Origin of the sequence: Streptosporangium sp. NPDC049046, from assembly GCF_040649155.1 — a bacterium.
GTDB lineage: Bacteria > Actinomycetota > Actinomycetes > Streptosporangiales > Streptosporangiaceae > Streptosporangium.
In genome coordinates this window covers 92,740-113,881 of record NZ_JBEZEZ010000027.1, presented here as the reverse complement: position 1 = coordinate 113,881, position 21,142 = coordinate 92,740, and the positions used below count along the sequence as shown (strand labels likewise).

Annotated in this window: 19 protein-coding genes; 1 reads left to right on the top strand and 18 read right to left on the bottom strand. The window is 69.8% G+C overall.

Annotated elements, in window-relative coordinates; all coding sequences use genetic code 11:
• The coding region (locus AB0B96_RS31595) for a hypothetical protein (protein WP_362904570.1) at positions 1-435 on the top strand (435 nt) is incomplete at its 5' end.
• Positions 436-485: 50 nt separating this feature from the next.
• Here AB0B96_RS31595 and AB0B96_RS31590 read toward each other — a convergent pair.
• The 18 genes from AB0B96_RS31590 to AB0B96_RS31505 form a co-directional block, all read right to left on the bottom strand.
• Positions 486-1,697: an MFS transporter gene (locus AB0B96_RS31590; RefSeq protein WP_362904568.1), complete on the bottom strand. Its 1,212-nt coding sequence runs from the start codon at positions 1,695-1,697 to the stop codon at positions 486-488.
• On the bottom strand, positions 1,694-2,473 hold the full coding sequence (locus AB0B96_RS31585) for an ATP-binding cassette domain-containing protein (protein WP_362904566.1): 780 nt from the start codon (positions 2,471-2,473) through the stop codon (positions 1,694-1,696). Before AB0B96_RS31585 ends, AB0B96_RS31590 begins: the two co-directional genes overlap by 4 nt.
• The gene (locus tag AB0B96_RS31580) at positions 2,467-4,452 is read right to left on the bottom strand and encodes a dipeptide/oligopeptide/nickel ABC transporter permease/ATP-binding protein (protein WP_362904564.1); all 1,986 of its coding nucleotides are present in this window, start codon (positions 4,450-4,452) and stop codon (positions 2,467-2,469) included. The genes AB0B96_RS31585 and AB0B96_RS31580 overlap by 7 nt, the downstream gene beginning before the upstream one ends.
• Entirely contained in the window at positions 4,449-5,501 is a 1,053-nt protein-coding gene (locus AB0B96_RS31575; protein ID WP_362904562.1) for an ABC transporter permease, read from the bottom strand. Before AB0B96_RS31575 ends, AB0B96_RS31580 begins: the two co-directional genes overlap by 4 nt.
• Complete coding sequence (locus tag AB0B96_RS31570) at positions 5,498-7,057, bottom strand: ABC transporter substrate-binding protein (protein ID WP_362904560.1); 1,560 nt, start codon at positions 7,055-7,057, stop codon at positions 5,498-5,500. Before AB0B96_RS31570 ends, AB0B96_RS31575 begins: the two co-directional genes overlap by 4 nt.
• Before the next feature lie 349 nt (positions 7,058-7,406).
• A complete protein-coding gene (locus tag AB0B96_RS31565; protein ID WP_362904558.1) occupies positions 7,407-8,087 on the bottom strand; it encodes a class II aldolase/adducin family protein in 681 nt (226 codons plus the stop codon).
• Positions 8,084-8,962 carry an alpha/beta fold hydrolase gene (locus tag AB0B96_RS31560; protein ID WP_362904556.1) on the bottom strand — a complete coding sequence of 293 codons (879 nt, stop codon included), beginning with the start codon at positions 8,960-8,962 and terminating at the stop codon, positions 8,084-8,086. Before AB0B96_RS31560 ends, AB0B96_RS31565 begins: the two co-directional genes overlap by 4 nt.
• The gene (locus AB0B96_RS31555) at positions 8,959-9,813 is read right to left on the bottom strand and encodes an alpha/beta hydrolase (RefSeq protein WP_362904554.1); all 855 of its coding nucleotides are present in this window, start codon (positions 9,811-9,813) and stop codon (positions 8,959-8,961) included. The genes AB0B96_RS31560 and AB0B96_RS31555 overlap by 4 nt, the downstream gene beginning before the upstream one ends.
• Positions 9,810-10,556, bottom strand: a complete 747-nt coding sequence (locus AB0B96_RS31550) for a dienelactone hydrolase family protein (protein ID WP_362904552.1) — start codon at positions 10,554-10,556, stop codon at positions 9,810-9,812. The genes AB0B96_RS31555 and AB0B96_RS31550 overlap by 4 nt, the downstream gene beginning before the upstream one ends.
• Before the next feature lie 5 nt (positions 10,557-10,561).
• Positions 10,562-11,377 carry an IclR family transcriptional regulator gene (locus AB0B96_RS31545; RefSeq protein ID WP_362904550.1) on the bottom strand — a complete coding sequence of 272 codons (816 nt, stop codon included), beginning with the start codon at positions 11,375-11,377 and terminating at the stop codon, positions 10,562-10,564.
• An 8-nt stretch (positions 11,378-11,385) separates the two neighbouring features.
• The gene (locus tag AB0B96_RS31540) at positions 11,386-12,354 is read right to left on the bottom strand and encodes a sugar ABC transporter substrate-binding protein (protein ID WP_362904548.1); all 969 of its coding nucleotides are present in this window, start codon (positions 12,352-12,354) and stop codon (positions 11,386-11,388) included.
• A gap of 28 nt (positions 12,355-12,382) precedes the next feature.
• Positions 12,383-13,357, bottom strand: coding sequence for an ABC transporter permease (locus AB0B96_RS31535; RefSeq protein WP_362904546.1), 975 nt, complete (start codon positions 13,355-13,357; stop codon positions 12,383-12,385).
• Complete coding sequence (locus AB0B96_RS31530) at positions 13,354-14,841, bottom strand: sugar ABC transporter ATP-binding protein (protein ID WP_362904544.1); 1,488 nt, start codon at positions 14,839-14,841, stop codon at positions 13,354-13,356. Before AB0B96_RS31530 ends, AB0B96_RS31535 begins: the two co-directional genes overlap by 4 nt.
• Before the next feature lie 20 nt (positions 14,842-14,861).
• The gene (locus tag AB0B96_RS31525; protein ID WP_362904542.1) at positions 14,862-15,410 is read right to left on the bottom strand and encodes a MarR family transcriptional regulator; all 549 of its coding nucleotides are present in this window, start codon (positions 15,408-15,410) and stop codon (positions 14,862-14,864) included.
• A gap of 1 nt (position 15,411) precedes the next feature.
• The gene (locus AB0B96_RS31520) at positions 15,412-15,657 is read right to left on the bottom strand and encodes a hypothetical protein (RefSeq protein WP_362904540.1); all 246 of its coding nucleotides are present in this window, start codon (positions 15,655-15,657) and stop codon (positions 15,412-15,414) included.
• On the bottom strand, positions 15,654-16,481 hold the full coding sequence (locus AB0B96_RS31515) for a hypothetical protein (RefSeq protein ID WP_362904538.1): 828 nt from the start codon (positions 16,479-16,481) through the stop codon (positions 15,654-15,656). Before AB0B96_RS31515 ends, AB0B96_RS31520 begins: the two co-directional genes overlap by 4 nt.
• Before the next feature lies 1 nt (position 16,482).
• Positions 16,483-18,666, bottom strand: coding sequence for a hydantoinase B/oxoprolinase family protein (locus AB0B96_RS31510; protein ID WP_362904536.1), 2,184 nt, complete (start codon positions 18,664-18,666; stop codon positions 16,483-16,485).
• Positions 18,663-20,792: a hydantoinase/oxoprolinase family protein gene (locus AB0B96_RS31505; protein WP_362904534.1), complete on the bottom strand. Its 2,130-nt coding sequence runs from the start codon at positions 20,790-20,792 to the stop codon at positions 18,663-18,665. The genes AB0B96_RS31510 and AB0B96_RS31505 overlap by 4 nt, the downstream gene beginning before the upstream one ends.
• Between the last annotated feature and the right edge of the window lie 350 nt (positions 20,793-21,142).

Sequence of the window (21,142 nt, the reverse complement as noted above, 5' to 3'; positions counted from 1 at the left end):
GCGGTCTACCACGGAGAGGTCGCCGCACTGTGCGACCGCGCCCGCCGGCTGCAGGCCACGCTGCCCGCGGCGGAGGCATTGGCGACCTTCCTACGTGACGTGGTCGGCTACCTGGACACCCACCAGGGCCTCGCCCGGACGCTGGCCACGCTCATGGCCACCCGTTCGGGCGTACTCGCCGAGGGCAGCAGGGCGCTGGAGCAGGCCGTCACCGACCTGGTGACCGCCGCCGTGAAGACCGGCGCCGTCCGCGACGACGTGGATGCCGGCGCCGTCATGATGGCGCTGCACGGCATCGGCGCGGCCCATGACCGCCCCGATTGGCGGGCCGAGGCCGACGGTGTCATCACCCTCCTGCTGGACGGGCTGCGCCGGTCGTACTCAGGCGACGGTCCGCGGGAGCGTGAACAGGAGAGCGCCGACGAGTTGAAGTGAGGCCACTCCGCGATCGGCCGTCAGGTGCCGGCCCACGTCCGCCGGGTTCGTCATGAAGGCTCGGACACGGGGCGCCCGAGCCGACGGCACGCGGCTAGCACGATCACCGGCAGGAGCAGGCACTGGGCGGCGATGGCCGACCAGAATCCGGGAAGATACCCCGCGCTCTCGAACAGCTGGTAGAGGCTCCCGCCGACGAGGCCACTCAAGGACGCGCCGACCCCTTCGGCCAGCCGCTGGTGACCGAAGACGACCGCCGGTGACCGCTTCGTACGGCTGAGCATCTCAAGGACGTTCTTGAGGAAAAGCACCGAGTTGCCCACGCCGATGACGAGGATCCCGGCGGCGACCGTTATCACGTTCCCGCCGGTGAACGCGATCATGCCGACGGCGAGGCAGCAGAAACCGACCGCCATCGCGTGGGTGTAGCGCATCCGCTCGACCCGTCGCGTGAGGAGCGGTTGCAGTACGGCCAGCACCAGCGAGTAGCCCATCATCGCCGCGCCGTAGAACACGGTGGGCAGCCTGCCCTCGGCGTAGGACGACAGGAACTGGTAGAAGTGCATGTACAGATAGAGGGTCATGGCGGTCACGACGAACGGCAGGATCGCGAGGCCGGCCAGTGCCCGGCGCAGTGGCTCGATCACCTCGCCCTCTTCCCGCCGCTCTCGCGGCAGGAGCGCGTGCCCGATCGCCATCGCCGCGTGCAGCACCGTGGCGACGACGAACATCCCGCCTGGGTCGTGAATGAACAGCGCCCCCACCACCGGCCCGACCGCGATGCCGACGTTGCCCGTGGCGTAGCTCGCGGACATCAGCCGCGGCCGGTCGCCGGGACTCGCACCGTGCACGGTGTAACCCCGGACGCTGGGTGAGTAGAGCCCGGTGGCCGCCGATCGCAGGAACAGCGCGGCGACCGTCACCGCCGGCCAGGTGCCGCCGGCGAGGAACCCCAGCGACGCGACGGTCTGCAGGACCATCGCGATCACCAGGCTCCTTTGGAGTCCGATCCGTTCGGCGAGGGCCGCGCCGGGCACCCCTCCGGCGAACTGCACGAATGTCGCCACCCCGAGGATGAGGCCCACCTGATCCATGCCAAGGGCCATCCGGTCGCGGAGCAGGACCGCCAGGTAGGGGTACACGGAGAAGCTGATGAGATTGACGAGGAACCCGCTCCCGAACAGGGCGAGCTGCGTGCCGGTGAACGAGCGGACGCCGGATCGCGCGGGAGAGCCCGACGCCTCCCGGTCGGTGGGTGTCATACCGATCGCGCCTTGGTCTCGATGTCCATGGTGGGAGTGGCCGCGAGCAGGGTGCGAGTGTAGGGGTGGCGCGGGCGGGTGGTGACGTCCCCGGTCGGCCCCTGCTCGACGATCCGGCCATGCCGCATGACGGCGACGCGGTCCGCGAGCTGGGAGATGACGGCGAGGTCGTGGGTGATGAACAGGCAGCCGAACTCGAGCCGGTCGCGCAGATCGCACAACAGGTTGAGCACCGTCGCCTGGACCGACACGTCGAGCGCGGTGACCGGCTCGTCGCAGATCAGCAGGCGCGGCTCCAGAGCCAGTGCCCGGGCGATCGCCACGCGCTGCTGCTGCCCTCCCGACAGCTGCCCGGGTCGGCGATCGCCGACCTGAGGGTCGAGCCCGACGAGGTCCATCAGCTCGCCCACCCGCGTGGACCGGGACCGGGTGTCGCCGATCCGGTGGATGTGCAGCGGCTCGGCGAGGGCCTGGCGTACCGTCTGCCGCGGGCTGAGCGTGAGGTAGGGGTCCTGGAAGACCATCTGGACCTGTCGTCGATGTGCCCGCAGGGCCCGGCCACGGAGCGCGTGCACGTCCGCCCCGGCGACGCGTACCACTCCCGCGCTGGGCCGGTGCAGCCCGGTCACGACCCGCGCCAGCGTCGTCTTGCCGCAGCCCGACTCGCCGACCAGTCCGACGATCTCACCCGCCGCCACGCGCAGCGTGACGTCCTCGATCACCGCCGTGACGTCCCGGCCACCGTAGCCCGCGCTCACCCCGACGATCTCTAACACGGGCCGGTGCTCCTCTCCCCCGCCTCCGCGGGGCGGCTGGGGTGGCGCAGGCAGGCCGACCGGTGTGCGTCGACGCGAGGCGGCGCGTCCAGGACCGGGGCCTCCAGGGCCGGTGGTTCGGACACGCAGGCCACCGCCACGAGCGGGCAGCGGGACGCGAACCCACATCCCTCGGTCTCGTCCGGGCCGATACCCGCCCGGCCTGGCATGGTGCGAAACCGGGTGCCCGGTGCGGCCCCGGGCCGTGGTACGGCGTCCAGCAGGCCACGCGTGTAGGGGTGGTCGGGATCGGTGATCACCGTGGCGAGCGGGCCCGACTCCACGATCCGGCCGCCGTACACGACGGCCACGCTGTCGGCCAGGCGCGACACGACCGCCAGGTCGTGGCTGACGACGACCATGGCCATGCCCAGCTCGTCACGCAGACGCGCCAGCAGCGCGAGCAACTGCGCCTGCACGGTCACGTCGAGGGCCGAGGTGGGTTCGTCGGCGACGAGCAACTCCGGCTCGCCCGCGAGGGCGATGGCGATCTGCGCCCGCTGGCGCATCCCGCCGGACAGCTGGTGGGGAAACTCGCGGGCGACCTTCGCCGGGTCCGGCAGACCGGCCAGGCGCAACAGTTCCTCGGTGACCCGGCGGGTCACGGCGCGGCGGCCGCCCCGGCCGGTGTTGCGGACCGCCTCGTCGACGTGCGCGCCGATCGTCCGCAACGGGTTGAGTACGGAGGCGCTGTCCTGGAAGACGACGCCCACCCGATGCCCGTTGATCCGGCGCCGCTCGCCCGGGGAGAGGTCCACCAGCTGACGGGCGCCGGCACCGGTGCCCAGCACCGCCGATCCGGTGACCGCCGCGTTCGGGTCCAGCAGGCCGAAGGGGGCGAGCGCGGCCGTGGTCTTGCCGCTTCCGCTCTCGCCGACGAGAGCGAGGATCCGCCCGCGCCGCACCTCGTAGGACATCCCGGCGACGACGCGACGGCGCCCGCCGCCGTCCGGGTAGGAGACGGACAGGTCCCGCACGCGCAGTACCGCGTCGTGCTCGGAGGAATCCCGCGCCACCTCCGGCGGGGTGGACGCCACGGGTTCCTTCGTGGTCGCGGCCGCGTGGGCGGGCCGTGGGGCCCGCGCCGGGCGACTCCATCGTGGACGGACCAGGCGCAGGATCGACGGCCGTTCCTCACCGGCCGCCAGTCGCTCACCGAGCAGGTTGGCGGCGAACACCACGGCCGTGATGGCGATGCCGGGCGGGTACGCCAGCCACCACGCCGAGTCCAGGAACGGCCGCCCTTCGATGAGCATCTGGCCCCACTCGGCGTGCGGCGGGGCGACCCCCAGGCCGAGGAAGCTCAGGGTGGCGACACTGAGGACGATCATGCCGATGTCCGTGCTGGCGTAGACCAGGCAGGGTGCGAGCGCCGGGGGCAGCAGGTGCTTACCGATGATGCGCCCGCGCCCCGCGCCCAGCAGGCGCAGGGCGTCCAGATGAGGGCTGCTTCGCATGCCGGCGACGCGGGCACGCGCGATCCGGGCGTACGGTGCCCACGACCACAGCGAGAGCGCGAGGACGAGGTTCTCCACCCCGGGTCCTCGTACGCCGATCACCGCGAGCGCCACCAGCATCCCTGGCAGCGAGACGACGACGTCGATCACCCGGGAGACGAACCGGTCGACCCATCCGCCCAGGTAACCGGCGAGGGCGCCGATCACGGTGCCGGCCGTCAGCGCGATCGCCAGCACGGTCGCGGTGACCGTGAGGGAGATCCGCGCACCGTAGAGCATCCGGCTGAGCTGGTCACGGCCGATCTGGTCGGTGCCGAGCGGGTGCTCCGGCGACGGCGGCAGCAGCCCCGCCGTCAGGTCGCCCACGGTGGGATCGGCCGGGGCGATGACCGGTGCCAGCACCCCGACGACCGCGAAGAGGATCAAGGGCGTCGCGACCAGTGCCGTACGCGTCCACGCCCTGCCGCCCCGCCGGCCGGTCACGTCGTCCCCCGTCGCGACCGGGCGGTGAACCCGCCGACCCGCTCCCGGAGCGGCCTGCCCCGCCCGGAAGGGCTCTTTCCCGAGGGGATCCGGTCTCGCCGGGAGCGGGGGTCGATGAGCCCCTGCAGGACATCGGCGCAGCGGTTGGCCAGGATGAAGCCACCTCCCATGACGAGCGTGCCGGCCTGCAGCGCCGGAACGTCCCTGGCCCCGGCCGCGTGCACGAAGTAGGCCCCGATACCTGGCCAGCCGAAGATCTGCTCCACCACGACGGCACCCACCAGCAGACTCCCGATGCCGAATCCGGCGACCGACAGGATCGGCCCGGCGGCGTTGGGCAGGCCGTCGCGCAGCACGATCGACAGCGGTCCGCTCCCCCTGGCCTGCGCCGCGCGCACGTACGGCCGGTCCAGGGCCTCGCGCAGCGTGACGGCCACCACCCGGCTGAGCACACCGGCGACCGGCAGCCCGAGCACCGCCATCGGCATCACCCACGTCGAGAAACCCGCCATCCCCGACGTCGGAACCACGCGCAGACGCAGGGCCAGGGCCAACACCAGCAGGTAGCTCAGCCAGAACGCCGGCACCGAGGTGATGAGCAGCGCCGCGATTCGCAGGGTTCCGCGCAACAGGCCACGCCGGAGCACCGCCCCTGCGACGCCGACGCTCACCCCGATCACGAGGGCGACCACGGTGGAGCCGGCTACCAGCCCCAGCGTGACGCCCAGCCGGTCGGCGACCTCGGGACCGACCGGCGTGTTCGTCCGCAACGACAATCCGAAGTCGCCGGTGCACACGTCGGCGAGCCACCTCAGGTAGCGCACCGCCGCGGGATCGTCGAGGCCGAGCTCGACGCGGACGGCCTCGATCTGCTCGGGCGTGGCCGGCCGACCGGCCCGGGTCGCCGCGAGCATCGCCGCGGCGTCACCACGGGCGAGCAGGACCAGCGCGAAGACGCCGAGCGACATCGCGAGCAGCACGCCGAAGACGTCGACGGCCCACCGCAGGAGGTAACCGCCCGCGGTGACGAGCCGTCCGCGTGACCTCATTCGACGGTGACTCCGGTGAGTTCCAGATCGACGTCTGTGGGGGGCATCGTGAAGCCTTTCACCGCGGCGCGGGCGGCCCACATCCGTGGGCGGTAGGCCAGCGGCACGAAACCGGCGTCGGCGACGACCGCGTCGTAGAGCTCCTGGTAGGCCGCGCTGCGGGCGGCGGGGTCGTGGGCGAACAGCGCCTTGTCGACCGCCTTTTCGGTGGCCGGGGTCGCCCAGAGGGGGGCGCGCGCTCCGGAGGTGAACAGGGACACGATCGAACTGGAGGGGTCGTAGGGCGCGCCGAGCCCTTCGAAGAAGGTCAGGTCGTAGGTGCCCTCCGCCCGCTCGTCGTAGTACGCGGCGGCGTCGACCGGGGAGATCTCGACGGTGATCCCGACCGTCTTGAGGGAGCCGGCGATCGCCTCGGCCATCGTGCGGGGGTCGAGTTGGCCCGCGGCCGGTTTGGCCGGGACGAGCAGTTTGAGGGAGAGCTTCTTGCCGTTCTTGACCCGGCTGTCGCTCTCGAGCGCGTATCCGGCGGCGTCCAGCGTGGCGCGGGCGCCGGCCTGGTCGAAGTACGGCGGCAGGTCGGTGCCCGAGTCGGGCACGTCCGGCGGGAACACCCGCCGTGCCGGCTCGCCATAGCCCTGGAACAGCGCGCCGACCAGGGAGGTGGTGTCGATGGCCTGACGCACCGCCTCGCGGACGGCCCGGTCGCCGGCCGGGCCGTCGGGGTTGAACCCGAGCATGATCGAGACGTCCGACGCGCCGGTGAGCAGGGTGACGTCGCCGTGCTCGCTCAGCGATTTGGCCTCCAGCGGTGTGATCGGGGCCAGGTAGGAGCCGCCGATGAGGTCGATCTCGCCGTTGGCGAGCGCGTCGACGCGCGCCTGGGAATCGGGGATGACCTTGAACTCCAGCCGCTCCAGCTGTGGCTTGGTCCCCCAGTGGTCGTCGTTGCGTGCCAGTGTCGCGCCGGTGGCGGAGTTCGACACCAGCTTCCACGGCCCGGTGCCGACGGGGGTGGTGAACTCGCCGCCGGTGGCGGACTTCGGGCTGAGCAGCCGCACCGGCCGCACGATCGACATCTCCTGCAGCAGCGGCTCGTACGGTTCCGACAGCGTCAGCCGGACGGTGTCGGAGTCGGGGGTGTCAACGGCGGAGATGACCTGAGAGGCCCGGAAGAAGGTGAACTTCTTGTTGCCCACCCACCGGTCGAAGTTCCACTTGACGGCGGCGGAGTCGAGCGGGGTCCCGTCGGTGAAGCGGACGCCGTCACGCAGGTCGAAGGTGACCTGCCGACCGTCCTCGGCGACGGTCCACGACTCCGCGAGCCCCGGTGCCGGCTTGCCGCCCTCGGTGTAGGCGACAAGCGGCTCGTAGATCGCGTCGAGGAGCAGGAAGTTACCGGTGAAGGCGTGGGGGTCCAGGGCGCCGGACTCTTCGCTCAGGCCGATGCGCAGCACAGGGGTGGGGGCTTTCTCGTCGACCTCGGAGGGGGCGGAAGCACACGCACCGACCAGCATGATCGAGGCGACGAGGATGGTGAAGAGGCGCGATCTTGACACGAACACTCCGGGCAAGTGATAACCATCGACAAGAGGGCGATCGATCGCCCACCCTCAGGTAGTCGGTGGCATCGCGTGCCTGGTTCCCAGCGATATCGAGGAATTTGCCGCACATTACGACACGACGCTGGGCCGGTGAGGGGCCACCGTGATTTCGGACGTTGACCCCTGCCCCGGCGGTGCCGGTGGTGGTCTTGGTGGTGAGGAGATCGTCCTTGTCCCACCCGTAGACGATCTTCGACAACTCGGTGCCGGGGCTGGTGGTTCTTCGGCGGTGATGATCTCACCGCCCTGCTTCACAGCAAAAGGACCCATATATCTGTTTCTTGCAGAGAAAGACAGAGAGTGGTCAGGCCGAGATCCGGACCAGATGGGCCCAGGCGTCGGCAAGTTGGCGAGGCCCATAACAGCGCTCGCGTTTGGCCAGCGCCTCTGCCTCGCCGGACCAGGTGTAGGCGGCGCCGGTGGCCGCCGCCGCCAGCTGCATCCGGCACGCCTTCTCCAGGAAGACGGCCATCATGACCGCGGTCGGCACGTCGGGGCCCACGGTCACGAAGCCGTGCTGCTGCAGGAGGATCGCATTGCGGCCGCCGAGCGCTTCGGCCAGCTGCTTGCCCAGCTCCGCGGTGTGGATGAGGTCGCCGGTGGCGGTGAATCTGGCGACGTCCGGCGGCCAGAACAAGGTTCCCTCGTGTCCTAGGGGCAGCAACGCGAGACCTGTCGCGGCGAAGGTGACGACCGACTCCGCGTGGCTGTGCACGATCGCGCCGACGTCGGGGCGCGCGGCCATGATCTCGGCGTGGATGGGGTATTCCAGATGCACCCGGCCCTGGCCGCTCAGCAGGCGTCCGCCCCGATCGATGTGGACGACCCGGTCAGGGGTGATCTCCTGATATCCGTAGCCGGCCTCCTTCAGCCACAGGCCCCGCCCCTCGGGGTCACGCAGCGACAGGTGACCCCAGACGAGGTCGGAGTGTCCGTGTGCGGCGAGGACTCGGCAGCCGGTGGCGACTTCCTCGGTGGGGTTCACGCGTCCTGCTCGGCCAGGAAGTCGCCGACGATCCGGTTGAACTGCTCGGGCTGCTCGAACATGGGCCAGTGACCGGCGTCGGTGATGAGGTCATAGCTGCCGTTGGGCAGGATCTCGCTGGCCCGCCGTCCGACCTCGGCGGGAGTGGTCGGGTTGTGGTCCGTCCACAGGACCAGCGTCGGGTGCGTGATCTGGGACAGGTCGGACTCGGTGAGCATGTGTTTCCTGTTCTCCTCGCCAGGCTGTTCGGACACGAGCTTGGCCTGGGCCTTCTCGGCCCCCGGCAGGGTGTAGTAGCGGTAGCGGCACTCGACGAGCTCGTCGGTGACGGTGGCCGGGTCGTGCATGAGCCATTCCAGGCGCGCGCGGACACTCTCCCTGGTAGGAGCCGCAGCGGCCTTGGCAGTGACGGCCTTGACCTGCGCGTGGACGCGTTCGCTCTCGTCCTTGTCGCCCTCCCCGTTCAACAGCAGGCCCGCACCGGTGACGGACACGATTTGGCCCACCCGGTCGGGATGCTTCAACGCGGTCTGCAGAGCGGTCCAGCCGCCGAGGGATTGACCGACGAGGTGCGCCCGGTCGGCGCCGATCGCGTCGAGGAAGCGGAGCAGGTGCTCGGTGAACAGGGGGGCGTGGTAGGTGACGTCCGTCGGGCGGGCGCTGAGACCATGCCCGATGGCGTCGATGGCGTACACGCGCAGGCCCCGGGCGGCGAGTGGCAGGACGTTGCGTACGAACGCTTCGGCATGGCCGGTCAGGCCGCCCATCATGACGACGGGCTCGCCCTCACCGGCCTCGATCGAGCGGGTGCGCCAGCCGCCGGCATCGCGAAAACGGATCTCGGCGCCGAGTGTCTCGGTCCAGAAGGTGTTCATAGACTGGTCTCCTTGCGGGTGAAAAAGCGGATGAGAGCGTCCCCGACGTGGATGGGTTGCTCGTATTGGGGCCATTGCCTGGCGTCGGCAATCGTGATGAGGCGTGCGTCGGGGATGGCGGTCGCGGCGGCCTGGACGACTGTGAGCGGGGTGTGGCCGTCGGCACCACGGATCAGCAGGGTGGGCACGGTGAGCCCGGCCAGGACTTCGGGGGTCAGCAGCAGGTCACGGTTGTCGGCGGCGCGCACCAGGCGGTGAACCTGACGTGCCTCGGCGGGCCCGTACAGCCGGGTGCGCACGGCGACCAGTTCGGGATCCACCTGCTCGGGGTCGCTGAGCAGGCCGGCCAGGCGCGCGCGTACGGCCTCGTGGGTGGGAGCGTCGTAGGCCTGGCCGCCGCGTTCGTAGGCTGCGCGTACCCGGTCGTCGGCGAGCCGCTCTTCTTCGGACTGCAATCCGGCGGGTTCGATCAGCGCCAGGCGGCGAACCCGTGCGGGTGAGCGCAGGGCGAGCAGGGTCGCCACCCATCCGCCCAGGGACTGGCCGACCAGGGCGACCTGGCCGAGTCCGAGAGCGTCGAGCACGGCGGTGGCGTGAGCGGTCAGCCGCTCCACCCCGTAGTCGCCGGGGACACGTTCGGTGAGGCCGTGCCCGAGCAGGTCGACGGCGACGGCCTCATAGCCGGCGCCGGCGAGCACCGGCAGCGTGCGCGCGAAGGTCTCGGTGTGCCCGCCGCGCCCGTGGAGCAGTACGACAGGGTCTCCCGAGCCCAGCGAGATGACCCTGGTGGGAACACCGTCCGCGGTGATGCGCCGGACCTCGGCGCCCAGCAGGTCGGTCCACAGTGTCACAGGTAAGCCTTCAGGAAGGCCATGGTGCCGTCCCAGGTCTTCTTCGCGGCCTCGGGATGGTGGTTGGGGTGCGTGTCGTCGTGGTAGGCGTGTCCCGCACCCTCGTACACGTGCACCTCGATGTGCTCGCCGCTGAGCTTGAGCGCCTCTTCGAGCCTGGCGACCTGGTCGAGCGGGATGACCTCGTCCGCACCGCCGAAGTGGGCCTGGATCGGGCAACGCACCTGGTCGGCGATCTCGATGCGGGATCGGGTGGTGCCGGTGGGGCTGTAGGAAGGCGGCAGTTCAGGCAGTCCATAGAGCGGAACGGCGCAGGCCAGGCGGTCTGTCATGGTCGCCCAGGCGAGGACGAGACCGCCGCCGAGGCAGAAGCCGACGGCGGCCGTTCTGGCTGTGTCCACGTCGCCGCGACCAGCCAGGTAGTCGAGGCCCGCCGCCAGGTCGGGGATGGCCTGCTCGTCGCGGGCGGCCAGGAACGCCTTGGCGCGCCGTTCGTCCGCGGTGGTGTAGTCCTGCGGTGGACGGCCGCCGATGCGGCTGTAGAGGTCGACGGTGAGGCAGGCGTAATCGGCTGCGGCGAACAGTTCGGTCACTGCTTGGCGGTGTGAAGTGACGCCGAGATTCTCATGCGCCATGATCACGGTCGGCGGGCGCTCGATATGGGCCGGCCGCGCCAGGTAGCCGCGGATCTCGTCGTCCCCGCTGGGAAATGTCACCCATTCGGCATGGACCTTGGGGGCCATGATCTTCATCCTCCTGATACGGCTTTGTGGGTATGGGGTGGCAGCGCCCTGCTGATCAGCTGCTTGAGGTCGAGGGCGAGAGCGTTGAGCCTGCGCCGGGGCAGGTGAGCGGTCGGGCCGCAGACGGCGACGGCGCCGATCGGGCGCCCGGCGGACATCACCGGTACCGCCACTCCGGCGATGCCGGGGAGGAACTCCTCGATCTCGGTGGCGTGCCCGCGGTTGCGCGCCGCCTCGACCTCCCTCAGGAACTCCTCCGGGTCGGTGATGCTGGCCGCCGTGCGCTGCGCCAAGCGCAGATGGGGAAGCAGCCTTCGCACCTCGTCCATGGGCAGGCCGCTGAGGATGGCCAGGCTGACGCACCCGTTGGCCAGGACGGAGCGGCGGCCGACCGGCGACAGCGCCGCGGGACTGTGTGGGGCCTTGAGCTTGGTCGTGATCATCAGGCTTTTGTCGAGCCAGTCGACCTCCGCGACGAGCAATGCCTCTCCGCCTGCCAGCGGGAAATCCGCTGCCGCGGCTGTCAGCCGGGCCACTTCGGTGGTCGTGGAGACCAGGCTGCCGAGTTCGAGCAGTATGCGGCCGAGAGTGTAGGCGCCGTCGTCGTCCTGGCGGAGAAAGCCACGTTCGACGAGCGTCACCGCGATGCGGTGCGTGCTCGTCTTCGGCAGCCCTGCCGCCTCGGCCAGCTCTGAGAGCTGCAGGCGGGGGTGGGCAGCGCTGAAGGCGGTGAGCACGTCGAGCGCGCGGTCAACGGCGCGTACGCCGCGGCGGCGGGAGGGCATCGTGGTGGGTGTGCGGTCGGCGAATTCTGCGGCCATGGCGTCCCTTACAGGCAGTATGGTGGCGCTTTGTCGGTATTGTCCTGAGTGACCAGCATGTCAGGAACTGTGGCGATTTTCGGCACCCCTTCTGTTTTTTTGAGCAGCCCCACGACGTTGTCGATCGCCATCTCACCGACGCTGCGCGGCGTGTTGCTGACCGTTGCGGCGAACTCGCCGGATTCCACGGCCTTGATCCCCGCCTCGCTGCCACCGTTGGTAACGATCTTGATGCCCGTACGCCCGGCGCTCTTGAACGCCGCCAGCGCACCAAGGGCCATGTCCTCGTTGTGCACGAAGACGTACTTCACCTTGGGGTAGGCCTGGAGCAGGTTCTCGGCGACGTCCTGGGCCTTGGCGCGCTGCCAGAGCGCCGGCTGGTCGAAGACGAGCTTCGCGTGCGAACCCAGACTGGTCTTGAAGGCGTCGTTCATCAGGTCCGCGGCGGCACCGGGGGCGCCGCCGATCACCGCCACCTCGGCAACCGAGTCACCGGTGTCCTCGACGATCCACTCGCCCAGTTCCTGCCCGACCTTCTTGACGTCCGTGATGACCGCACCGAGGATCTTGCTCTGGTCGACCGCTGCGACCGAAGTCAGGAAGATCGGGACGCCGGCGCGGTTGGCCCTCGTCACGCCCCCCTCCAGCGCGTCGATGTTGACGGTCTGCACGATGATCGCATCGACCCGCTTGGCGATCATGTCGTCGATGTTGGAGAGCTCCTTCGCCGGATCCATGGCCGACTGCGCGATCAGCAGGTCGACGCCCGCGCTCTTGGCTCTGGCCTGCATCGACTTCTGCAGGCAGGTGTGGAATTCGATGGTGTTGCCGTTGACGAATCCGATGGTCAGCTGCTTTTCCGGAGCCACGGCCGCCGACTCGGCCCCCGTTGTGGAGGTGCTGACCGAGCAGGCGCCGAGCAGAAGGGTGGACGCGGCCGCTGAAGTGAGGGCCGCCAAGACGCGGTGACTGGGCATGGGAATTCCTTCCGGTGGGGGGTGAGGCTCAGGTTCGCCGGGCGCGCAGGTGGTTGGCGATGGCGGCGACGGCGAGGACGGCGCCGAGCGCGACGTCCTGGTAGTAGGGGTTGATCTGGAGCAGGTTGAGGGAGTTGGCGACCACTCCCAAGAGCAGCACCCCCAGGACGGTGCCGACCATGGTGCCGCTGCCGCCGTGCAGCGCTGTGCCCCCGATGACCACGGCGGCCACGACGGTCAGTTCCAGGTGCAGGCCTCCGGCGCCGGGACTGGCCGCACCGAGCCTGGCCACGAGCATCACGCCGCCCAGGGCGGCAAGCAGCCCACCGAGGGTGTAGAGCAGCAGCTTGGTGCGGACGACCGGGATGCCGGACAGGCGGGCCGCGCTCTCGTTTCCGCCGATGGCGAAGGCGTTACGGCCGAAGGCCGTCCAGCGCATGAGCGCTCCGACGGCTGCGCAGACGGCCGTGGCGATGACGACGAGCACAGGGATGACGCCCAGCACCTCACCGAATCCGATCATCAGCAGGTGGTCGCCGATCGAGACGCTCTGCCCGTCGATGATCAGGAGGGCCGTCCCGCCGAGCGCCGTCGAACTGGCCAGCGTGGCGACAAAGGGTGTCACATTGAACAGCGTTATCATTGCGCCGTTGGCCAATCCGATCACAGCCCCCATGGCGAGCACGAGCACTACCGCCAGCCCGTCGGACAGCCCTGCCACGATGAGCTGCGCGGTGACCCCGTGGGCGACGGCAGCGATGGCACCCAGCGAGAAGTCGATGCCGCCCGCGGTCATCAGCAGCGTCAACCCCGCGGCCAGGACGGCGACGACCGCGATCTGCTGGGACACGTTGAGCAGATTGGGTCCGGTCAGGAAGACGTCGCTGCGGGCGGTCGTGAAAAGGCCGATCAGCAGCAGCACGGCCAGCACGCCCGCGTGCCGCACGAGCCAGGTTGGCGCGGCGAGGCCTACCCTGCGCCATGAGGTGGAGATGGCGGTCATGATGCGGTTCCTCCAACCGTGAGCGAGACGAGGGCGTCCCGGGAGATCCCGTCCACGGGGAGGTCGGCGACGACCCGCCCGGCGCGGACGACGACGACGCGGTCGGCCAGGCGCAGCACTTCTTCCACGTCGGTGGAGGCCAGCAGTACGGCGGTGCCGCGCTCGGCCAGATTGTCGATGAGGTGGTGAATCTCGGACTTGGCGGCCACGTCGACCCCGTTGGTCGGCTCTTCGAGCAGACATGCCCGCACCGACGAGTCCAGCCATTTCGCCAGCAGCACTTTCTGCTGGTTGCCACCTGACAGAGCTGATACGGGCGGGTTTGCCTGGATCGTGGTGACCCCGTAGCGAGAACGCGCCACGGAGGCCTCCCGGTGCAGCCGCTTCCAGCGCACGAGCCAGGGACGATCCAGGCCGCGCCGGGTCAGATCCAGGTTCTCGTCGACGGTGAGGCCGGACACCAGGCCGTGCGCCAGGCGATCGCCGGTGATGCAGCGCAGGCCGGCGCTCAGCGCCGCGCCGACACTGCCGGAGGCGACCTCCGTGCCGGCGATCCGGACGCGGCCGCCGGAAGGACGGCGTTGGCCGCTCAGCAGGGGGAAGAGTTCGGACTGACCGTCACCGGCGGGCCCGAGGACAGCCACCACTTCGCTCGCGCGGACCGAGAGCGTCAGCTCGGCCAGACGCCTGCCCGAGGCAAGGCCGTCGATCTCGATGACGGTCTCTCCAGCGGGGGCGACCCGCTGCGGGCGCTCTTGGTTGAGCCGCTCCCCGGTCATGGCGCGGACCAGCTTCGGCAGGTCCATGTCCGCTCCGGCGACCGTGGTCACCCTGCGGCCGTCACGCAGCACGGTGATCCTCTCGGCCAAGCCGAGGACCTCGTCCAGGTGGTGCGAGATGTAGATGACCGAAATGCCGGTGGAGCTGAGCTTGCGGACCAGATCGTGCACGGTGACGGCGTCCGCGCCGCCGAGGCTGGCGGTGGGCTCGTCCAGGATGAGCACTTTGCCGCCGGTCGCCACCTCACGCGCGATCTCGACCAGGGTCTGCTGGGCCTGCCCCAGCTCACCGGTGATGGCCCGGGTCGATACCTCAACGCCCAGCGTCGACAGAGCCATGGCGGCCTCGGTGTGCGCCCGGCGCCAATCCACCGCGCCCATTCGCTTGGGCAGGCGTCCAAGCAGCATGTTCTCCGCGACCGTGAGCTGGGGAACGAGGGTCCGGTGCTGGTACACGATGCTGACGCCGAGCGTACGGGTACGGCGCGGGGTGAGTGCCCCGTGCCGGCCGCCGTCGATGAGTACCTCGCCCGAGTCGGGGGTGAGCGCGCCCGAAAGGATCTTGACGAGCGTTGACTTGCCCGCTCCGTTCATGCCGACCAGCGCGTGCACCTCACCGCTTCGCACCGCGAAGTCGATCTCCTGGAGCGCGGCGGCACCGCCGAACGACTTGCTGACGCCGACCAACTCGATCCTGGTATCCATGGGAACCCTTTCTCCCCGGCTCATTGGCGGACGGCGGGCAGATCCAACCCCAAGCGGAGCCGGTTGAGATGGTCGATGAGGACTCTCAGCTCGCCGTCGCGGTAGCCGCCGAACGCCCCGGCCATCCGGACGGCGAAGCGTGGCAGCAGCTCGTCCAGCAGTTCGTCGGCGGCGGCCGTTTTGGTGACCCGGACGATGCGCCGGTCCGACGGATCGGCGGAACGGCTGACCAGGCCCCGCTGTTCGAGCAGGTCCACCAGCCCTGTGGCGTTGCGAGCCGTGGTCATCACGTGCGTGGCCAGCGTCCCCATGGCGATCCCGGCGCCCTCGGGGTCGATGCTGCGCAGCACCATGAGGATGTTGAACCGCGGATGGCTCAGGCCATAGGCCATGAGCTCGGCGTCGACGGCGGCCTCCATCGCCGCAGCTGCGGCGAAGAAGGCCAGCCTGGCCTCCATCTGCAGGGGGTCGATACCCGGCAGCCGTAGCCCTTCGCCTTCGGCCATGCGGACGTGGGCTTGGTCGCGGTATCCGCCGGGGCCGTGAACGATGAATCCGGTGGTGCTCATGTCAGACGCCCTCGGAGTACATCTCACGGTGTGCGACACCGAGAGTGACCATGAGATTGCGCAGCGCCACAGGGTTCATGCCGGCCTGCAGGAGCCAGGCCGCGTCCTTCCGCACTACGGCGGTGCGCTCCTGATCAGCCAGCGGGTAGTCCGCAAGGACCTCGGCCGGATCGGAGGCGAACCGCTCACACAACCCCGGAATGTGTTCGAGATCCCGTGCAAGCCGGTTGAGCTCGACGATGCTCATGAGGAACCCTCCACGATGTCGAAGGTGGCGATCCCGATGCCGACCGTCCACGCCGCCATGGGCTCGTACGCCAGCACGCGGGCCGGACCTCCCGCCGCGGCGGCGGTGATCAACCACGTCCGCAGCTCCAGCGCGCCGTTGCCGGCCTCCTCTTCGACCCAGGCGTCGTCCCACCCGGCGATCTCGCCGAGCCGGCCCTGACCGAAAGCCTCCAGGAGCGCATGATCGAACGCCTCGTTGATGTCGCCGAAGCGAGGGAGGCCGACCCAGTGCGAAAGCCCGCCCGTGCCGATCACGCCGATCCGTTGTTCACCCGGCAGGTCGCGGATGCTCTCCCGCAGGGCCCTGCCCAGGTCCAGGCAGCGGCTCAGACTGGGCAGCGGAGGGGTGTTGCAGTTGACGAAGAGCGGGATGACTCCCGCGGCCGCCGCGGACGGCAGCTTGGCGAGCGGCACCATGAAGCTGTGGTCCAGCGCCATGGTGTGCGAGCGAGCCAGGTCGAAGCCGCGTGCGGTGAGGCCCTGGAGCAGATGGGCGGCCGGTTCGGGACGCCCCGCCACGACGCCCGACGGGTTGCCGAACTCGCCCCACGCCTTGTGCTCGGCGGCCAGCCCGAGGCAGAAAACCGGATAGTTCTCCAGCCCGAAGGTCTCATAGTGGTCGGTGGCGATGACGACGACCGCGTCCAGCTCCAACCCGGCGATCTCCTCGTCCAGGCGCTGCCAGGCCCGATGGAGGTTGCCGGACTGCTCGGGAGCGGCGTCCGGGTTCTTGACGATGGCGCCCACGTGGGACGTCGCGGCGCACAAAGCGAGGTGGGCCACGTCAGACCTCCGCGTCCAGAAGCCGGATGTCGTCCAGGTGAGCGGCGTCACGACGCACGACGTCGGTGGCGTGCAACCGGCCGCAACCGGGGCAGGCGTACAGGCGCAACTCCAGTTCCTGATCCAGCCGCGTGGCGTGACCGAGCGCGTGCACGTCCCACACCACGCTCATCCCGGCGTATCGGCGCCATTCCTCCGCGATGGGCGCCAGCACGACGCCGCACTGGCAGGCGACCCAGCGGGCGTCGTTCACCGCGATCACGTCGAGGCCGTCGCCGAGCGGATGGAGCCTGGTCCGGGGCCCCTGCGGTTGCGCGGGCAGCGGCCGTTCCGCCGGCCACGCGCGCCGTTCGCCCCGGATTTTCGCGCGGCGAATCTGCGTCGCCGCCTCGTCGATGCGGTCCTCGGCGTCCAGCACGACGGAGTAGACGCGGACCGCGGCGTCCGGCGTCACCGCGCCGAAGTCCAAGTCGGCCTGCAACGCCTCCAAGGAACGTTCCAGCGGGTCACCCCATCCACCACCCGCCTGCGGAACCGTGGCCAGGAGGTCGTCCTCGCCGAGGTGGTAGAGCCCCTGCCGGCCGTGCATGATCGGGCGGGTGCCCGACAACTCGTCGACGGCCGGGATCCGGCCCGCGGCCAGCTGCTCTCGAACGTCGCTGCCGTGGATCACCGTGCGGGTGTTCTGCGCGCCGGGGTAACCGCCGAAGATTCCGGTGGAGTTGGGCACTTCCCAGCCGTGGGCCGAGTTCAGCGCGGTGACGTCCCGACCGCCATGGACCGTGTACACCGCGCCCATGCTCATGCCACCGCGGGTGCGCCCGGCCCCGCCGGAATCGGCGACCAGGCCGCGCCACAGGTAGAGCAGCGGGGAATCCATCTCCACGGCTTCCACGTTGGAGATCTTTTGCCGCTCGATGTTGTGCTGGCCCTGGGTCCAGACCCCGTCGCGGTGCGCGTAGGCGGCGCCGCCGGTGGCCAGGCAGTCCATGATCACGTACGTCTGCCGGCTGCCGTTCTCTCCCGCCCCGGTCAGGACGAACTTGTCGGGTCCGCCCGCCGGCACGGCCTGTGCTTCGGCCATCAGCTCGTCGGAGCAAGCCGCCAGCTTCGACAGGCACTCGACGGCGGTCATCTCCACCAGCCAGCCCGCCTCCAGCGCGCCTCCGCTGACCGCGGCGGGCCGCGCCGCGTTGCAGATCAAGCCGTCCGGGCAGTGCACATGCACGGGTTTGAACAGGCCCTCGTTCCACGGCGCGTCATAAGCCAGGGTGGGCAGCAGTGCGGCGGCGATTCCCGCCATCATCCCGGAGAAGGCGCAGTTGACATAGCCCTTCACCTGCGGCGAGGAGCCGGAGTAGTCGAAGTGCAGGCTGTCACCGCGCTTGGTGAGGACGAGGTTCACCTCGTAGGTGGCGTTCTCCCGCGACAGAGCCAGTCCACCGTCGTTGTCCAGGAACGCCCGCGAGTGCAGGCGCGCGTCGGGCAGCTTGGCCAGCCGGTTACGCAGCCGTTTCTCCGACAACTCGATGAGGCTGCCCATGACCGCGCGGACCGTCTCGGCACCGTACTTGTCGGCCAGGGCGGTCATCGCCCTGACCGCCGTGTTGTTGGCGGCGATCAGGGCCCTCAGGTCAAGGTTCACCGTCGCGGCCATGCGTGTATGCGCCAGGACGAGGTTCCAGACGTCGCTACGAACCTTGCCGCCGTCGACGAGCTTGGTGGGCGGCATCTGCAACCCCTCCTGGTAGGAGTCGGTGGCGTCGATGCAGAAACTGCCCGGCGTCATCCCGCCCACGTCGACCATGTGGCACATGGCACCCGTCCAGGCGAGCAGCTCGCCCCGGTAGAAGATCGGCGCGACCACGCCCACGTCCTGCGCGTGCACGGTGCCTTTCCACGGGTCGTTGACGATGAACATGTCACCGGGATTGATACCTGGGTCGTCGGCGCAGTCATCGATGACCGACCGGGTGATGGCCGCCATCGACGAGGAGTGGGACAGGATGGTGCGGCCCATCGCGGCCACCGAACCATCAGGCAGGTAAAGGCCGACGTTGTAGTCGCTGGCCTCCACGACATGGGTGGAACCGGAGATGGCGGCCAGGGTGGCGCCCTGCTCGTCGGTGATGGCGAGCAGCCGGTGCCTGATGACCTCGAAGGTCACGGGATCGATGGCGGTCACGCGTTCCCCCTGCAGTCGATGACGAGGTTGTTGTACGGGTCGACGTCGAGTGACTGACCCGGGCCGACCACCACGGTGGTACCGGCGAACTCGAGGATGGCGGGACCGCGGAGCGACGCCCCGGCGCCGAGCCCCTCACCGTGATAGACCGAGGTGTCCACGCGGCCGCATTCGGGGAAGTACACCGGCCGCGAACCGAGTAGCGAAGCGGACGCGTGCGCCGAACCCGGATAGCCGCTCTCGGTGATCCTGGTGATGCCGACCCGGCCCTCGACCCGGAGGGTCTGCAACTCCACGCCGGCGCCGAGCAGTGCGGTCCCCGCCCCGTACAACCGTTCGTAGGCGTCGCGGAACTCGGAGATCAGCGCCCGCAGCACCTCGGTGGTGACCTCACCCTCCGGCACCGCCAGCGGCAACTCGTGCGCCTGACGCCGGAACTTCAGGTAGACGATACGGCTCAGACGCACGCGAGGGTCGTCGTCGAGGTCGGCCAGGCACCGGACCGTCAGCTCGTCCAGTGTCGCGTTGATCCGCGCCGGGTCGAGGTGCTCGGCAGGGTCGGCGGTTCCCGGGGGTGTCCGCTGCACATCGGTCGTCTGCACCGCCCGATATCTGTCGGAGGTGACCGTGCCGTAGGCCGAGTGGACGGTGGATGTGGGGGGCACCACGAGCGTGGCGATGCCGGCGGCCTCGGTGTAGGCATAGGCGTGCGTGGGACCGGCTCCGCCGTACGCGTACACGGTGAAGTCGCGCGGGTCGTGTCCCTGCTCGACGGTGACCTTGCGCAGCAAATCGGCCATGTGGTTGTCTGCCACCTGCCGGATGCCCGCCGCCGCCTCCTCGACGGTCAGTCCGAGCGGATCGGCGACGTGCTGCTGGATGGCCTTCTCCGCCAGCGCCCGCTCCAACGGCATCCGCCCGCCCAGAAACCGCTCCGGATCGATGACGCCGAGAACGACGTCGGCATCGGTGACGGTGGGCCGATCGCCGCCGCGCCCGTAGCAGGCCGGCCCGGGTACCGACCCGGCGCTTTCGGGACCGACGGCCAGCACACCCGCCTCGTCCACCCAGGCGATCGAACCACCGCCGGCACCGATCGCCGTGACCTTGATGCGCGGCAGCGCGAGATGCAGATCGCCCACCTCGCTGACCCGCTCCACCAGCGGCTCGTGGTCCACGATCAGGCCGACATCGAAGCTGGTGCCGCCCATGTCGGAAGTGATGACGTTCGGGTGTCCGAGGCGCCGGGCCAGCGCGGCCGAGGCGAGCACGCCGCCCGCGGGCCCGGAGGTGAGCATCGAGGAAGCGCGCTGGGCGGCGTCGGCCGCGCGCATGACCCCGCCACCAGAATCCATGATCGAAAAGTCGCCGGTGAATCCGGTGTTCCTGAGGCGGCCTTCCAGACCGGCCACGTAGTCGCGGATGACCGGGCCGAGGTAGCTGTTCACCACCGTGGTGGCGGACCGCTCATACTCGCCCAGCACCGGCGCGACCTCATGGGACAGGGTCACATAAGCCTCGGGCCACTCCTCGGCCACGATGCGGCCCACTGCGGTCTCGTGCTCGGCGTTGACAAAGGACCACAGGAAGGACACGGCCAGCGCCTGGACGCCCTCGCCGCGCAGACGCCGCAACAGGCCGCGCACCTCCTCCTCGTCCAGCGCCACCACCTCCGCGCCCGTGGCGTCGATGCGCTCGGTGACGCCGGAGATCCTGTCCCGAGGGACGATGGGATCGGGGTTGCGGCGGCGGCTGTAGTGGCCGGTCGCCGCCCCCATGCCGACCCAGGAGGTCATCGATCGCTGGATGAGCATGGTGTCGGTGAAGCCGCGAGTGGTCAGCAGCGCGGTCGGAGTTCCCTTGCGCTCGATGAGGGCGTTGGTGGCGGCCGTCGTACCGTGCGAGAAGTAAGCGATCGCCGCGCAGAACTCCGGCAGGCTCATGTCATAGGACGCGGCCGCGAGGGCGAGCGCGTTGACCACGCCTTCTGACCGGTCATGCGGCGTTGTCGGCGCCTTGAACAGGCGTGGCGGCTGATTGTCCTGGAGGACCACCAGATCGGTGAACGTTCCCCCGACATCCGTGCCGACGAAGAACCGCACGGCGGTGTCCGTCGTAGTTCCCACACTGGGCTCCCTACAGATTCGCGCTGCGACAGCGAAGATGTCGTGCGTGTGGCCGTTAGGTAACGACCGTTTTGCGTTGCGCCCACTCTGTAGTGACTGGAACGTCACGACAATGGACCAATCCGCACAGCGGAATGGGCCGCCGAACAGTCGCTCAGCCGCAGATGGGCTGGGTGTGACGGAAAGCTCAGACCGACCGGCTCACCTGGACGGCGATCAAGCACAGAGCGGTTGCACGCGTTTGACCTCTTACCTGCGGCAGTTCACCCCGATTGTGCTGAACGCGCTCGACTTCCAGGGCGGTCCGGGAACCGCGGACCTGATGGAGGACTCGCGGATTTCGCGGGAGC